A 14759-nucleotide genomic window follows, 5' to 3' on the forward strand; every position below is an offset into this window, starting at 1 on the left:
CACGGTGCGATTGCGATTGAATGGCGGTGCGTGCGGCGCATCGGCATGGTTGCAGCCGGGCCGGGTCGATGCGTGCGCATACGTTTACGTCAGCAATGCGGCTCGACGCTTGCCGCCTCACGCGACACGCGTCGCGCGGCGCAGCATGCGTCGCGCGCATGGCCATGCGCGACAGCGACAGGAACCACGCGGCCGCGCGGCACGACAGGCACCTCGCTGCACGATCGTGCCCGTTGGTTTACTCTGCCTCGCAGCATTGCCCGGCCCGCTCGGCCATCCGGCCGACTTCGTTTCAACCCGCCACTCGGAGACACTATGTACAAGCGTATTCTGGTTGCCGTCGACGGCAGCGACACGTCCCGCCATGCGTTCGATGCCGCACTGGCGCTCGCGAAAGCGCACGGCGCGGAGCTGCAGCCGTTCTACGTCGTCGAGAACGCCGCGATCTACTACAACGTGCCCGGCTACGATCCGTCCGTGCTGCGCGATCAGCTCCTCGCGCAGGGCAACGCGCTCGCGCAGGATTTCGCGAAGCTGATGCAGGCCGCCGGCGTGAAGGGCGAAACGCAGCTGAACGAAGCGACGTCGCTCAACGACGTGTCGTCGCTGATCCTCGACGGCGCGAAAGCGTTCGGCGCCGATCTGCTCGTGCTCGGTACGCACGGCCGCCGCGGCTTCCGCCGCCTCGTACTCGGCAGCATCGCCGAGCAATGCGTGCGCCACGCGACGCTGCCGGTGCTGCTGATTCCGGCCGCCGCCAACGCGGACGAGCCGGCTGCCTGAGCGGCGTTCGGCACGTGCGCCCGGTCGCGACGTTTTGTCACCCGACAGCGGCAACTTGCGGTGGGACAATGATTTCGTCGATTCAACGCCGGAGTAAACGATCATGCTGACGCCCGTCGCCACCCGCCCCGCCGCCACGCCCCATGCCGGTAGCTGGGCTCCCCGTCAGGCCCCGCACTGCTCGTCGTGCGCGATGCGGCACCTGTGCATGCCGCAGGGCCTGGCGCCCGAAGCGCTCAGTCGCCTCGAGTCGGTCATCTGCGCGGCACGCCCGGTCAAGCGCGGCGAAGCGCTGTTCCGCGAAGGCGACGCATTCGACAACCTGTACGCGGTGCGCTCGGGTTCGCTGAAGACCGTCGCGACGCGCCACGACGGCCGCGAACAGGTCACGGGCCTGCACCTCGCCGGCGAAGCGCTCGGCCTCGACGGCATCTGCGACGATACGCACCCGCGCACCGCGGTCGCGCTGGAAGACAGCTCCGTCTGCGTGATTCCGTACAGCGCGCTCAAGGCGCTGTGCTCGGAAGCCGGCTCGATGCAGTTGCGCATGCACAAGCTGATGAGCGAACAGATCGTGCGCGAAACGTCGCAAACGATGCTGCTCGGCTCGCTGAATGCGGAAGAGCGCGTCGCCGCTTTCCTGCTGGACGTCTCGTCGCGCTACCTGAAGCGCGGCTACTCGCCGTCGGAATTCAACCTGCGGATGACCCGCGAGGACATCGGCAGCTATCTCGGCATGACGCTCGAAACGGTCAGCCGCACGCTGTCGAAATTCCAGAAGCGCGACCTGATCGAAATGCAGGGTCGCCACGTGCAGATCGTCGACTTCGACGGCCTGCAACACCTCTGACATCGCACGGCGCGCACCGCGTGCGCGCCGCCCGCGTGGCGTCGCCGGTCAATCGAGAAACAGCGCGGCACGCGCCTTCAGCGCCGCGCTGAAATCGTCGAGCCAGCCGATCGACAGACGCCAGCTCTGCCAGTACAGATCGATGTCGATGGTTCGGCCACGCGACATGTCGATCAGCTCGCCCGCCGCCAGTTGCCGGTCGACCATCCGGTCAGGGCACATCCCCCATCCCAATCCCGTTTCGCACGCGCGCAGATAGCCCGCGACGTGCGGTATCCAGTGCTGCGGCGGATCGAGATCCGCGCGCGTCACGCGCCGGATGAAACGCGCCTGCAACCCGTCCTTCGGATTGAACATCACGCACGGCGCGCGGCGCAGCGCATCGCGCGTGATCCCCGCATCGAAATAACGCGCGTAAAACGCCGGCGAGCACACCGCGCGATAGCGGATTCGCCCGAGCCGCTCCGACCGGCATCCCTGGATCGGCTCGGCCTGCGCGGTCACCGCGCCCTGCACGCTGCCGTCGCGAATGCGCGAGGCCGTGTAATCCTGATCGTCGATCACGAGGTCAAGCAGCGTCTCGCGCTCCGTGCAGAACGGCCCGACCGCGTCGATGAACCACGTCGCGACGCTGTCGTCGTTGACGGCCACGCGCAGCGTCGGCCAGGCGCTCGCGATCTGGCCGGGCAACGCGGGCATCCGGCCGCCCAGTTCGGCCTCCAGCAGCTGCACGCGTTCGGTATGCCGGCACAGCAGCGCGCCCGACGTGGTCGCGACGCACGGCTGCCCGCGCTTGACGAGCACGCTGCCGACCCGCTCCTCCAGCAGCTTCACGCGCTGCGACACCGCCGACGGCGTGACGTTCAGCTCCTTGGCTGCCCGCTCGAACGAGCCGTGCCGGATCACGGCCGCGAGGGCATCGAGCAACGCGTAGTCGAGCATTAGATTTCCTTAATCCGCATTAGGTGATTTAGCTTCTCTTATTCCCGCCCCGATCGCAGACTAGCGCTACCCGATTCATCCGTCTACTGCTTCCACGGCTGTCCCCATCATGAACTGGCTCGCTTTTTCCCACGGCGCCGCACTGTGCGCGTCGCTCATCGTCACCATCGGCGCACAGAACGCATTCGTGCTGCGCCAGGGCATCATGCGCTCGCACGTCGGCAAGATCGTGCTGCTGTGCGCGGTGTCCGACATGATCCTGATCGGCGCGGGCGTCGGCGGCGCATCGGTGCTGGTCGAGCGCTATCCGACCTTCGTCCATGCGGTGCTGTACGTGGGCCTCGCGTATCTCGCGTGGTTCGGCATCAACGCGCTGCGCCGTGCGTTCAAGCCGGGCCACGACACGCTCGACGTGCGCGGCGACGCGGTCGCCCCGCCGCCGCAAGGCGCCCTCGCGATCGTGCTGATGACGCTCGCATTCACGTGGCTCAACCCGCACGTCTACCTCGACACGTTCCTGCTGATCGGCACGGCCGGCGCGCGCGAGCCGGAAGGCGCGCGGCTCGCGTTCGCGATCGGCGCGATGACGGTCAGCGTCGTGTGGTTCCTCGGGCTCGGCTATGGCGCGCGATTGCTGGCGCCGTGGTTCCGCAAGGCGGTCGCGTGGCGCGTGCTGGACGGCGCGATCGGCAGCATGGTGCTGTTTCTCGCGGCCGTGCAGTTGCGGTAGGGAGGGGCGTGTCGCGGCAGATCCTGTCTGCCGCGACGTCGGACAGCCGGCCGCGGTCGCGACCGGTATGGGATCGGCGTCAGGCTGTCGAGGTCGCGTCTGGCAGCGCGCCGCCGATCGCCGCGGGCTGGTTGCTGGCCAGTTGCGGTTCGTTGGCTGCCGTCGGGTCCTGCTGCTTCGCCGGATCGACCTTGGCGAGTTGCGTGGCGGCCTGCTCGGCCTTGTCGCCCTCGTAGCGCCAGTACAGGAACTTCTTGCCGCGCTTGCCCATGAAGTACTGACGGTTGACCGACCAGCGGCTCGATTCGGCGAAGCCGACGTGACCGTCTTCCATCTGCTTCTTGAAACCCGCGATCGAGTCGTGCACGTAGTGATCGAAGAACCGGTCGAACGTCGCGCGCGCCGCCGGATCGATACCCCCCAGCCAGTTGCCGGTGACCCGCGTGGCCGCGTCGATCGCCTTGTACTGCTCCGAGATGGTCCGGGTCAGGACGCCCCCGTTGGCGCGACGGATGAGATCCGCATCCTCGTTCCATTCGCGGTCGGTAATCGCCATGTAGGAATTCACGCCGCCCGGCGGCTTCAGCCGGCCGTCGTGCAGACGCCGGCTGCGGCTGGCGCGCCACTGGTAGTAGCGGTTCATGTGCCAGATGATCTGCGACTCGAGCCGGCCGCTGTTCGACGCCACGCCCGCGCGCCGCTCGTTGCCCTGCCCCATGTACACGTTCCAGGCCGTCTCCAGCTCGGGGGAAATCGCGAACAGCCCGCCGGCCGATTCCACGATCTCCTTCGGCTCGCGAAACGGCACGCCGGCCTTCCACGCGTCGATATAGAGATTGTTCAACGCGACGTTGGCCAGCTCGTTGGTGCGCCCTTCCTGATAGTTGCGCTCGTAGCCGCCGCCCACGTCCGAGTGCATGCCGGGGTAATACACCTCGCGACAGTTCGAGGGAAGCTTCTGATCCTCGCGCACCGAGTCGCCGGGGAATTTCTCCCGGACTTCATGCGATGCGACATAGTGAACACACTCCCGCACGTAGTCCGGAATGCGGATGTCGTTCGCCCATTCCGCATGGCCGCCCTTGTCGATGCTGTGGAGCATGCCGCCATAGACCGGCCCGAGGATCGCGCCGACGATGTAGGGCGCCGCCTTCTCCAGGCGGCTGCCGCCGAAGCCTGTCGACGCCACCGTATCGAGAATGCCCATGAAGTAGACGACCACTTCGGGACGCATCCCCTTCATGTTCTTCTTGTTCCACCAGAGCCGACCGCCGATGTTCTCGGCCAGCTGCTCGGTCAGCATGCGGACGAACGCCCGCGCCTCCGTGGCGCCGCGCGAGAAGCCGAACGCGGCCACGTTGATCTGGCTCACGGCCGGCATGTGGTTCGCCACGTGCTTTTCGAGCTCGCGGAGCATCCAGCGGATGCGCGCCTCGCCCTTGCTCGCGGCCGCCATGCCGAGCGCGCCGTCGATACCCTTGCCCGAATCGCCGACCTTGCTGCAGGGTGTGCCGACGCCCTCGACGTACCGGCCCATCGTGCGCGGATTGGCCTTGTTGAACGGGACATGAGCAAACATCGCGAGCTTGGCGATGTTGCTGTACTTGGTCTTCGCGACGTCCGTCGAACCGTTGCCGTCCTCGCCGTAGTTGTTGCCCGTGCCGTCGAAGAAGGCCGTGAACCACACGGGTTTCGGACACTCCTTGCATTGCTCGACCCGCAGCGGATCGAGCGCCTCGCGATGCCCGTTGCGGATCGAGTCCTCGACCGGCGTGATATCGGTGATGCGTCGAATGAGGGGGGGATTGCTCATGGCGGTTACGCTCCTGTTCCGGTCACGCGTCCAGCGTCAATTCCACTGGGCCGGCTTCTTGCGCCCATAGAACGGATTGGGAATTTCCTTCAGGCACGCGCGGTCGGTCAGCTTGCGCTGCGCGTCGCGCTTCGACAGGGCCACCTTCGGGTCCGGGCCGTCGGCGCCGAAATCCATGTCGCCTTCCACGCGGCCATCGGGGAAGAAGTGCAGCACGATACCGCCGCTCTTGTCCTTGACGGGCGGGCGCGTGACCGTGATCTCGCCTTCGCACCACGCCATCCCCGGCTGGGTTTCCCGGTGCGTGTACGGGTCGTAGTTCGCGGACGACGCTTCCATCGCGCGCTTGTCGACCACGCGCTCCCACCACACCTTGAACGTCTTCGGGGTCTTCCAGCGGAAATCCCACGCGAGACTCGGGCGCGAGCCGCCGCCGCCGGACCAGTATTTCGCGCTCCGCGGCGTGGCATGCGCGCCGTCGGCGCTCGCCGCGTCGTCGAGGCTGTTCTTGTCGGGCGGCAGCAGATAGACGCCGTAGATGTCGTAATCCGTATAGTTGAAGGACCCGGCGGTGATGATGTCGTAGTTCGGGTCGTTCCATTTGTTCACTTCGCCGGGCGCCAAACTGTCCTTCTCGGCATCGTTCACGCTCTTGCTGCACGCAGCCGTGGAAAAAACCATCACGGACAGCAAAGTGATCCAGCAGCGGTTCATATTGAACTTCCTTCTCTTCCAGTCGATTTCATTCGAGTCGCGTGGCGCACGCGCCATCACCCGGCCGCTTCCTGCATCCGCCGCCAGTCCTCCGCCGGCACCCGCGCCAGCGCCTCCGGAAACGCCTCTCCCTGCGCCACTGCGTCGAACACGGCGGCCATCGCCGGATGCTCGTCGAAGCGCGCGCCGTAGCGCAACGCCAGTTCGCAATAGATCAGCAGCGACGCCGCGCTTTCGGCGCCGTGCGCCTGGCAGCGTGCCAGTTGATCGCGCACGAAGCCGTAGTGCTGCGCGGCCGGCAATGACGCCAGCAGCGCGGGCTTTTCGACACGCAGCCGCTCGAGCATCGTGTACGGATAGCAGGCGGCGAGCAGATCGTCTTCCTGCGCCTGGGTCAACTGCAGCGGAAACTCGGCGGCCTGCCTGACGGTGGCGGGCGCGGCGATGTCCGCCGTCCGGAGCTGCAGCGCGGTATCGCGGTGAATCCAGTGCCGCACGCCCTGCGCCAGATACGCGCGATGGGCGGCGGGCAGCATGTCGAGCCAGAACGGCAGCACGCGCGGATCGAAGAAGCGCATCAGCATCACGCTCTCCATCTGCTCGAGCTGGACATCGACCATCGGCGCCAGATGCGCGGCCAGTCGCTCGAGCGACAGCGGCGACACGAGCACGCTCGCCGCCGGCCACGGAATGCCGGGCGGCTCGATCGCGTCCGCAGCCTCGGCGCTGTCGGCGGCGGGCTGCCATTCGAACAGCAGCGGCCCGACGACTCTCGCCTCGTCGTCGGCGTCGTCGAGCAGCGAGGCCGCGACGAACGCGGGCCACGACGCCTTGTCCTCGTCCGGCAACGTATCCAGCAATGCGCCGTCGATCAGGACGTAAGCGCGCAGCCCGTCCTGCGACAACAGCGCCGCCTGCAGCGCGTCGGCCGCCTGCGCGGCGATCAGGTCATTCGTCATGCGCGGCCCTGCCTCACGCCTTGGCCGCGAACGGCGACGCCATCGATGCCGCGTTGACCATGCACGGCGCGCACGCCGTGCCGGGGAACGCGCGCGCGGGCACCGGCAGGCTGTCCGGCCCGATGAACGTATGTGACGCCGCATGCGCGGTGAATTCGCCCTTGGTCCCGTGCACGATGCCGCTGCCGTTCCAGCGCGTATAGCTGGTCCCGCCGTTGATCAGGACTTCTTCTTTCGCGGTGATGGTGATGCGGTTCGCATCGACCTTCACGTCCAGCTTGGCGAGCACGTTGACGCTGTCCTTGAGCGCCTGGATGTCGATGTCGGCCGCGGCGGCCACGAGCCGGATGCCCTTCTCGAACGCGGCGACGCGCACCGCCTCCTGCGCGCTGACCAGCATGCTCTTGCCCGCGCCGATGCTCGTGTGGGCGCCGCTCGTCAACGCGACGTGCTGGTCGCTCGCGACATGGGTCGACCCCGTCGTCGTCGCCAGAATCCCCGCCGGGCTCGCGAGCGCGAGGAACGGCTGCGCGAACTCCGGAAACTCGCCCTGCTGCGGATTGCCGCCGCTGCCCCTCAGGCCGTCGTTCTGCGTCCTGAGCGCCTGATGGACGGCATCCTGATCGCCGGACTCCTGCGCCTTCACGTCGTGCGCGGACCCCGACAACGATTCGTGCAGGTCGTGCGCCTTGTCGAGGCGCGCGACGGTCTCGCCGATGTCGGTCGCATGGGCACGCGCGTCGTAGCGCGCCTCGCTGGTCACGAGCAGGCCCTTGGCCGCCCGTACCGCGCCATGCGCGTCGGTCCGCAATTCGAAGCCGCGGGCGCGCTGATCGGTGCGCCCCTGGGTCGCGTCGATGCGGACGTTGTGCCCGAGCGTCAGTTCGCTCGCGTCGGTATCGCTGCGCAGCTTCAGCTGGAGCTGCTGCGGCGTGTCGTCGAGCAGCACGTGGTTCGAGCGTCCGCCCGCCGCATTGCCGCCGTCGCCCGACAGCTCGCGACTGCGCAGGCCGGTCAGCACGTGCTGGTCGGGCAGCGCCCACGGCGGCATCCGTTCCGCGTTGTACGTGGTGCCCGACACGACGGGCCGGTCGGGATTGCCGTCGAGGCACATCACGAGCACCTCGCTGCCCACGCGCGGATGCGCGATCATGCCCTTCTCGCCGCCCGCCCAGCCGGCGGCCACACGAATCCGCGCGCTGATCTGCGCCGCCCGATCCCAGTGATAGACGATGCAGACGCGCCCGTACTCGTCGACGTCGACGCTGCCGGCTCCCTTCGCGCCGGCAACGGTCGCGGTTTGCGGCGCCAGCACGCGCACCGGTTCGCTGTTGAACCCGCGCCCCGGTCGCCACGGCGTACGTCGATGGCCCGCGACGAAGCGGTTGCGATACTCGGGCTTGCCGTCGGCCTGCAGGTAATTGTTCGCCGCTTCGTGACGGGCTTCGAGAATCAGGTACTCGTGATCCTGCGGGCTGCCCGACGCCACGCTGAAGTGATCGGACAGCTGGAACCAGCGCCCGGGCAGGATGCCGTGATGATTGCCGGCCGCGTCGAAACGCGTCGCGGCCGCCTCGATCTCTTCCATCCGCACACGCGCGAGCGCGTCGCCGGCGCGCGTCTGCTTCGCGAAGCCGTAGTGCCCCACGTATTCATGATGCTCGACCTGCGGCGCGACACCCGGCGGATGCAGCGTCGGAATCTGCGCGTGGGCCGCATGCGGCGCCTTGAAGTCGAACGCCGTCGCGCTGTAACTGCCGGCGGACAGCGACCGTACCGCGGACCATTGCGAAATGGCGTCGGCGGCCATCGGGCCGTCGTGCGTCTGGAAGCGGATCTGCGGCGAGCGGCCGTCGACGGCCGGGCACTGCACCGTGCTGTCGTCGCCGACGATCAGCTTCACGCCTTTCTCGTCATGCTCCCACCAGTACAGGAACCCGACGGCTTCCAGATGGCGAACGATGTAGTTCCAGTCGCTTTCGCCGAGCCCCCCGCCCTGGACGTTCATCGTGCGTGCCGGATCGTCGCCGCGCACGCGCCACTCCCACGACGGCGCGAGCCCCTGATAGTCGGCGAGCAGCGTGCCGATCTGCTGCTGCAGCGATTGGCCGAGGAACAGGCGGTTGTTCACGCGGGTCCGCAGGAAGTGACTCCACGGGCGCAGCACCGCGCGATATTCCGCGATCGAATCGTCGTTGCGGACCAGCGAAAACTCGGTGCAGTAACCGGTGAAATAACGCAGGCCGCCGTCGGGGCGCACCATCGACACCGCGAGCAGCTTGCCCAGCATGTCGGCCAGCGTGACGCCCGCCTCGCCCGACAACAGCGTCACCTCGAACGTGAAATCGATCCCGAGCCCCTCGTGCGCGACGAGACGCTCGGCCACCAGCCGCGCCGGACGTTGCCGCCCGTACGAGTCGGTCACCGACGGCGCGTCGTCGTGGGGGAAAGACAGCGCGAGCAGGCGTTTGTCTTGCTGGAAAAACGGGGTTCGAATGAATGCCGCCAGGTCAGCCATGACCGCCTCAGAATGATTTTTCGTTCGTGTGGCAGCGGCCCGCTGCCTCCCTTAATTTTGGGATGAAAGGATATCGTAGACAACGCGCCGCGACAACATTGACGCCATGCGTCATTTCCCTAACCTGGCACGGAAAATCGGTAATAAATACAGTGCCTTGCGCGCGGCGGGGCCGGCGCTCGAACGGAGGTCGCTGCCGTGATGACGTCACCGCGTCCGGCATGCCGGCGCACGCGCGCGAAACCCGCCGGTTGGTGCGCCGGCGGCGGAACCTCGCCACGTGCTCGCCGTCTCAACGCGACCGGCTTCACGTCCCGCAGTCCCCTCCCGTCACCCGCAGCTTACGGAGCAGAACATGGCACATCGCACCCTCGGTACATCCAGCATCCAGGTTTCGCCGCTCGCGTTCGGCGGCAACGTCTTCGGCTGGACCGTCGACGAAAACGCATCGTTCGCGTTGCTCGACGCGCTCGCCGACACCGGCATCAACTTCATCGACACGGCCGACGTCTATTCGGCCTGGGTTCCCGGCAACCACGGCGGCGAATCGGAAACGATCATCGGCAAGTGGCTCAAGCGCTCCGGCAAGCGCGAGCAGGTCGTGATCGCGACCAAGGTCGGGCTCCTCGGCACGCGCGCGGGGCTGTCGAAAGACAACATCCTGAAGGCCGTCGACGATTCGCTGCGCCGCCTGCAGACCGACTACATCGACCTGTATTTCTCGCACCGCGATCTCGCCGACACGGCCCCGCTCGAAGAAACGCTCGGCGCGTATCAAACGCTGATCGATGCGGGCAAGGTGCGCATCATCGGCGCGTCGAACTACAGCGGCGCACGGCTGCGCGAAGCCGCGGCCATCAGCGTGCGCGACGGACTGCCCGCCTACCAGGTCATCCAGCCCGAATACAACCTGCTCAACCGCGCCGACTACGAACGCGACCTCGAGCCCGTCGTGCGCGAGCTGAAGCTCGGCGTCGTCAACTACTACGCGCTCGCGAGCGGGTTCCTGTCGGGCAAGTACCGCAGTGAAGCCGACCTGAAGAAGAGCGTGCGCGGCGATCGCGTCGCCGGCTATCTGAACGAACGCGGGCTGCGCATTCTCGCGGCGCTCGACGCCGTATCGGCGAAGCACGGCACGCAGCCGGCCGCGATCGCGCTCGCCTGGCAGATCGCGCGGCCGACGATCACCGCGCCGATCGCGAGCGCGACGTCGCTCGAGCAGCTCGCGCTGCTCGGTGAAGCGATCCGCGTCACGCTCGATCAGGACGACGTTCGTCAGATCGACGAAGCCAGCGCGTCCTGAAGTCCGTGGCGCTGGCGGCGCCGGCCGTGGAACCGCATCGCGGTTCCACGGCCGGCCTGCGATGCGCGCCAGGTGAATGAATGCAATGGCGGGCAGCCGATGGCCGCGCGGTTCGACCGCGCTTCCTCGCGCCGAACCTGCACCACACCTCGCGCGCCGCAAACGAAAACGGCGCGTGATGCACGCGCCGCCGCCGAACCATCCGCAAACCGCCGTCAGCCCGCGGCCTCGCGCGCCGCATCGCGCAGCGCCATCGGCGACGCGCCGTAGCGCTCGCGGATCGCGCGGCTGAAATGCGCCTGGCTCGAAAACCCCCAGCGGAACGCGATCTCGCCGATGCTCGTCTTGCGCAGCCGCGCATCCGTCAGCTCGCGATGCGCGTGCGACAGCCGTTCCGACCAGATGTGCTGCGTGATCGACTCGCCTTCGGCCGCGAAGAGGCGGCCCAGATGCCGCAGCGACAGCCCGACCGCGTCGGCGACGGCCTGCGGCGCGAGCTCCGGCTCGCCCAGATGCGTCGCGATGTACTGCTTCGCGGTCAGCAGGTACGACAGCGACGCGCGCGAGGCGCCCGCACCGTTCACTTCCGCGTCGATGAGTTCCGCGATCAGCGTGCGCGTGTGCTCGGCGAACCGCGCGGCGTCGCGCTCCACCGGCGCCTTCATGAACCGCTCGACGCTCGCGCGCAACGTTGCGCCGAGCATCGCGCCCGCGCCCGGCTTCGGCGCGATCCGCAGCGGCAGCGCGGCCAGTTCCGCATCGAGGCGGTCGTCGAACGTCGTGATCGGGATATCGATCAGCAACTGCCGCATCGGCGTGAGGAATCCGAACAGATACGGCACGCGGGTGTCGTAGACGACGAGATCGCCGGCCTCCGCGAGCAGGCACCGGTCGTGCTGGATGAAATACGCGCGCCCGCTCAGGATCTGGCACGCGAACAGCGACTCCTTCGGCAACTGGCGCACCAGCGCGGGGCTGCGCTCGATCACGTGATCCTGCCCGCTGATGTCGGCGATGCCGAGGCCCGGCAGCGCGATATCGGTCTTCTCGGCTTCCAGCCCGGCCGGCGACAGCGACGAGCAGCGCAGGCCGACCAGCGTCGCTGCGTTGAACGCATCCCAGTACGCCATCCGGTCACGCGCCGGCACGTCGGCCGTCGAGCCTCGCGTGCGTGAAAAAACGGTCGAATTCGTCACGTCGCCTCCTGCTGGCGCCTGTCGTGCGGAGCGGCACGGATTGGGGGGATGGTTCGTCTGGATTCTGGTGCGATGCAATGTCCGGCGCGGTCAAGCAATGCGTCCCGCCCAGTCAAGAGCGGCGCGCGCCGGCTGGCTAAAGTCGAGCCCACGACAACCCATGAAGGAGACACCCCGTGGTCGACAAAGCCGTATCCGAATTCTGGCAAAACATTCCGGCGATTGCCAATCCGTTCAAGCCCGATGCGCTGCCCGAAGCCTACATCCCGAACGCGGCCACCGACGACGAGCGCTATTACGTTCCGTTCACCGAAACGGTTTCGTCGCGGCCGCTGTGGATCTCGCCGTCGCAGAACAAATGGTGCGACATCCTGATGGCGAAGGAAGCCGGGCTCGTGAACCGGCACTATCACCCGCACGAGGTGTTCGCGTACACGCTGTCGGGGAAATGGGGTTACCTCGAACACGAATGGACCGCGACGCGCGGCGATTTCGTGTACGAGACGCCGGGCGAGGGCCACACGCTCGTCGCGTTCGATCACCCCGAGCCGATGCGCGCGTTCTTCATCGTCAAGGGCCCGCTGATCTGGCTCGACGACGCAGGCAATCCCGACGGCTACTTCGACGTGCATTCGTACATCGCGATGTGCAAGGCGCATTACGAGAAGGTCGGCCTCGGCGCGCAAGCGGTCGAGAAGCTGTTCCGCTGACGCGGCGAGGCTCACGATGACGCCCCCCTCCTCCTCCAGGCGCGCCTGGACGTACGAGAACAGGCTGCTGCTGATCCTGTTCATGACGTTCGGCTTCGTGTTCTTCGACCGCCTCGCGCTGTCGTTCCTGTTTCCGTTCATGTCGGCCGAGCTGCACCTGGCGAACACGCAGCTCGGCATGGTGTCGTCCGCGCTCGCGCTCACGTGGGCGCTGTCAGGCGCCGCGACCGGCGCATGGTCCGACGCGCGCGGCACCCGCAAGCCGCTGCTGGTCGCGGCCGTGCTCGGCTTTTCCGTGTGCTCGGCGCTGTCGGGGCTCGTCGGCGGCTTCGCGAGCCTGATCGCGTTTCGCGCGCTGATTGGCATCGCCGAAGGCCCCGTGCTGCCGCTGTCGCAATCGCTGATGGTCGAGAGTTCGACGCCGAGCCGCCGCGGGCTGAACATGGGCCTGCTGCAAGGCTCGGCCGCCGGCCTGCTCGGCGCGATGATCGGCCCGCCGGTCGTGATCGGCATCGCCACCGCATACGGCTGGCGCGAGGCGTTCTACGTGTCGTGCATTCCGGGCTTCCTGATCGCGTTCTGCATCTGGCGCTGGGTGCGCGAAGTGCCGCCCGGCGGCGTGCGCCACGTGCACGCCGATACCGCCGCGGTACCGGCCGCAAGCGGCGCCGAGTTCAGCCGCTGGGCATTGCTGAAGGAGCGCAACATCCTGCTCTGCGTGCTGATCAGCTGCTTCTTTCTCACGTGGTTCGTCGTGATCATCTCGTTCGCGCCGGTGTTCCTCGTGGAAAGCCGTCACCTGGCGCCGTCCGACATGGGCGTCGTGATGACCTGCCTCGGCGCCGCGTGGGTGTTCTGGGGCTTCGCCGTGCCGGCGATCTCCGACCGGATCGGTCGCAAGCCGACGATGATCGGGTTCGCGCTGATCGCGGCCATGTGCCCGGTCGTGCTGATCCACGTCGGCTCGGTCTGGGCGCTCGGCGCGCTCGTGTTCGTCACGTATACGGGCCTCGGCTGCTTCACGCTGTTCATGGCGACGATCCCGGCCGAAACGGTGCCGCCGCGAGCGATCGCGAGCGCGCTCGGGCTGATCATGGGCGCCGGCGAGCTGATCGGCGGCTTCGTCGCGCCGACCGTCGCCGGCTTCGCGGCGGACAGGTACGGCCTGCAGTTCGCGATGTGGACCTCGACTACCGGCGCGATCCTCGCATGCGTGCTGTCGTTCGGCCTCGTCGAAACCGCGCCGGCCGTGCTGCGCAAGCGCGCGCCCGCAGGCGCCGCGGCCGGCCGCCTCGATACGCACAATCTCGGAGGACGCTGACATGCGCGCACTTCAATGGCATGGCCCGCGCGACGTCCGTCTCGTGGAAATCGACACGCCGCGCGTCGGCCCCGGCGACGTGCGCATCGCGGTCGCGTATTGCGGGATCTGCGGCAGTGACCTGCATGAATACGCGGACGGCCCGCACGCGATTCCGGTCGATGCGCCGCATCCGCTGTCGCGCCGCACCGCGCCGCTGACGCTCGGCCACGAGTTCTGCGGCACCGTCGTCGAAGTCGGCGCCGACGTGACGACGCTGCGCGCGGGCGACCGCGTCGCGGTCGAACCCGAGTATCGCTGCAGCCAGTGCGCGTACTGCCGTTCGGGGTCGTACAACCTGTGCGTGTCGATGGGCTTCGCCGGGCTGATGGGCGACGGCGGGATGGCCGACTTCGCGGTCGTGCCGGCCTACATGCTGCATCGGCTGCCCGACGGCGTGAGCCTCGAACAGGCCGCGGTAATGGAGCCGGCCGCCGTTGCACTGCATGCGCTGCGGCGCGGCGAACTGCGGCTCGGAGAGACCTGCGCGGTGTTCGGGCTCGGGCCGATCGGCCTGCTGCTGATCATGCTCGCGAAGCTGCAGGGCGCGACCACGATCGTCGCCGTCGACGTGTCGCCCGAACGGCTCGCGGCCGCCACACGCTTCGGTGCGACGCACGCGTTCGATGCGCGCACGCTCGATGCCGCCGCGCTGCAGGACGCGATTCGCGCGGCCACGGGCGGGCTCGGCGTCGATACGAGTTTCGAGGCGGCCGGATTGCAGGCCACGTTCGAATCGGCGATGCGGGCACTGCGCAAGGGTGGTCGTGTCGTGATGGTCGGCCTGATGCCGCACGCGGGTTTCGACGCGTTCCGCGCGGTCAACGACGAGTTGACCGTCACCACGAGCGTCGGCTACCGGCATGCGTACGAAGACCTGC

At 67.8% G+C, this 14759-nt stretch carries 13 protein-coding genes; 7 read left to right on the forward strand and 6 right to left on the reverse strand.

The annotated features are described in order from the left end of the window. Positions 1-315 precede the first annotated feature (315 nt). Complete coding sequence (locus AP428_RS26920; RefSeq protein WP_006480140.1) at positions 316-783, forward strand: universal stress protein; 468 nt, start codon at positions 316-318, stop codon at positions 781-783. A 103-nt stretch (positions 784-886) separates the two neighbouring features. Further along, on the forward strand, positions 887-1633 hold the full coding sequence (fnr, locus tag AP428_RS26925) for a fumarate/nitrate reduction transcriptional regulator Fnr (RefSeq protein WP_011548717.1): 747 nt from the start codon (positions 887-889) through the stop codon (positions 1631-1633). Between the two features lie 48 nt (positions 1634-1681). Here fnr and AP428_RS26930 read toward each other — a convergent pair whose 3' ends face one another. Continuing rightward, entirely contained in the window at positions 1682-2575 is an 894-nt protein-coding gene (locus AP428_RS26930) for a LysR family transcriptional regulator ArgP (RefSeq protein ID WP_006480142.1), read from the reverse strand. Positions 2576-2684: 109 nt separating this feature from the next. On the opposite strand from AP428_RS26930, the gene AP428_RS26935 reads away from it, so the two are divergent. After that, on the forward strand, positions 2685-3305 hold the full coding sequence (locus AP428_RS26935) for a LysE/ArgO family amino acid transporter (RefSeq protein ID WP_011548718.1): 621 nt from the start codon (positions 2685-2687) through the stop codon (positions 3303-3305). Positions 3306-3384: 79 nt separating this feature from the next. Here AP428_RS26935 and AP428_RS26940 read toward each other — a convergent pair whose 3' ends face one another. Genes AP428_RS26940 through AP428_RS26955 form a run of 4 tightly spaced genes read right to left on the reverse strand, consistent with a single transcriptional unit; the run spans position 3385 to position 9309 of the window. Continuing rightward, positions 3385-5118, reverse strand: a complete 1734-nt coding sequence (locus AP428_RS26940) for a DUF2235 domain-containing protein (RefSeq protein WP_011548719.1) — start codon at positions 5116-5118, stop codon at positions 3385-3387. Positions 5119-5154: 36 nt separating this feature from the next. After that, complete coding sequence (locus AP428_RS26945) at positions 5155-5832, reverse strand: DUF3304 domain-containing protein (protein ID WP_041489444.1); 678 nt, start codon at positions 5830-5832, stop codon at positions 5155-5157. Between the two features lie 56 nt (positions 5833-5888). Beyond that, positions 5889-6791 carry a DUF4123 domain-containing protein gene (locus tag AP428_RS26950; protein WP_011548721.1) on the reverse strand — a complete coding sequence of 301 codons (903 nt, stop codon included), beginning with the start codon at positions 6789-6791 and terminating at the stop codon, positions 5889-5891. Positions 6792-6804: 13 nt separating this feature from the next. Further along, positions 6805-9309 carry a type VI secretion system Vgr family protein gene (locus AP428_RS26955; RefSeq protein ID WP_011694927.1) on the reverse strand — a complete coding sequence of 835 codons (2505 nt, stop codon included), beginning with the start codon at positions 9307-9309 and terminating at the stop codon, positions 6805-6807. A 355-nt stretch (positions 9310-9664) separates the two neighbouring features. Between AP428_RS26955 and AP428_RS26960 the strand changes: the two genes are divergently transcribed. Beyond that, a complete protein-coding gene (locus tag AP428_RS26960) occupies positions 9665-10612 on the forward strand; it encodes an aldo/keto reductase (RefSeq protein ID WP_011548723.1) in 948 nt (315 codons plus the stop codon). Positions 10613-10827: 215 nt separating this feature from the next. Here the strand turns inward: AP428_RS26960 and AP428_RS26965 are convergent, their stop codons facing one another. Then, the gene (locus tag AP428_RS26965; RefSeq protein WP_006480149.1) at positions 10828-11808 is read right to left on the reverse strand and encodes a helix-turn-helix domain-containing protein; all 981 of its coding nucleotides are present in this window, start codon (positions 11806-11808) and stop codon (positions 10828-10830) included. Between the two features lie 176 nt (positions 11809-11984). Between AP428_RS26965 and AP428_RS26970 the strand changes: the two genes are divergently transcribed. From AP428_RS26970 to AP428_RS26980, 3 genes are all read left to right on the forward strand, one after another. Beyond that, positions 11985-12518: a 2,4'-dihydroxyacetophenone dioxygenase family protein gene (locus AP428_RS26970; RefSeq protein WP_006480150.1), complete on the forward strand. Its 534-nt coding sequence runs from the start codon at positions 11985-11987 to the stop codon at positions 12516-12518. A gap of 16 nt (positions 12519-12534) precedes the next feature. Continuing rightward, the gene (locus tag AP428_RS26975) at positions 12535-13839 is read left to right on the forward strand and encodes an MFS transporter (protein ID WP_011694926.1); all 1305 of its coding nucleotides are present in this window, start codon (positions 12535-12537) and stop codon (positions 13837-13839) included. 1 nt (position 13840) lies between these two features. Then, positions 13841-14759: 2,3-butanediol dehydrogenase (locus tag AP428_RS26980; protein ID WP_054928423.1), on the forward strand; the 919-nt coding region annotated here is incomplete at its 3' end.

The organism is Burkholderia sp. E168m22 (assembly GCF_001319805.1).
Lineage (GTDB): Bacteria > Pseudomonadota > Gammaproteobacteria > Burkholderiales > Burkholderiaceae > Burkholderia > Burkholderia orbicola.

What these genes read in the sequence shown, in the direction of transcription:
- AP428_RS26920 (WP_006480140.1), top strand. Translation starts at nt 316, where the DNA reads ATGTACAAGCGTATTCTGGTTGCCGTCGACGGCAGCGACACGTCCCGC.
- fnr (WP_011548717.1), top strand. Translation starts at nt 887, where the DNA reads ATGCTGACGCCCGTCGCCACCCGCCCCGCCGCCACGCCCCATGCCGGT.
- AP428_RS26930 (WP_006480142.1), bottom strand. Translation starts at nt 2,575, where the DNA reads ATGCTCGACTACGCGTTGCTCGATGCCCTCGCGGCCGTGATCCGGCAC.
- AP428_RS26935 (WP_011548718.1), top strand. Translation starts at nt 2,685, where the DNA reads ATGAACTGGCTCGCTTTTTCCCACGGCGCCGCACTGTGCGCGTCGCTC.
- AP428_RS26940 (WP_011548719.1), bottom strand. Translation starts at nt 5,118, where the DNA reads ATGAGCAATCCCCCCCTCATTCGACGCATCACCGATATCACGCCGGTC.
- AP428_RS26945 (WP_041489444.1), bottom strand. Translation starts at nt 5,832, where the DNA reads ATGAACCGCTGCTGGATCACTTTGCTGTCCGTGATGGTTTTTTCCACG.
- AP428_RS26950 (WP_011548721.1), bottom strand. Translation starts at nt 6,791, where the DNA reads ATGACGAATGACCTGATCGCCGCGCAGGCGGCCGACGCGCTGCAGGCG.
- AP428_RS26955 (WP_011694927.1), bottom strand. Translation starts at nt 9,309, where the DNA reads ATGGCTGACCTGGCGGCATTCATTCGAACCCCGTTTTTCCAGCAAGAC.
- AP428_RS26960 (WP_011548723.1), top strand. Translation starts at nt 9,665, where the DNA reads ATGGCACATCGCACCCTCGGTACATCCAGCATCCAGGTTTCGCCGCTC.
- AP428_RS26975 (WP_011694926.1), top strand. Translation starts at nt 12,535, where the DNA reads ATGACGCCCCCCTCCTCCTCCAGGCGCGCCTGGACGTACGAGAACAGG.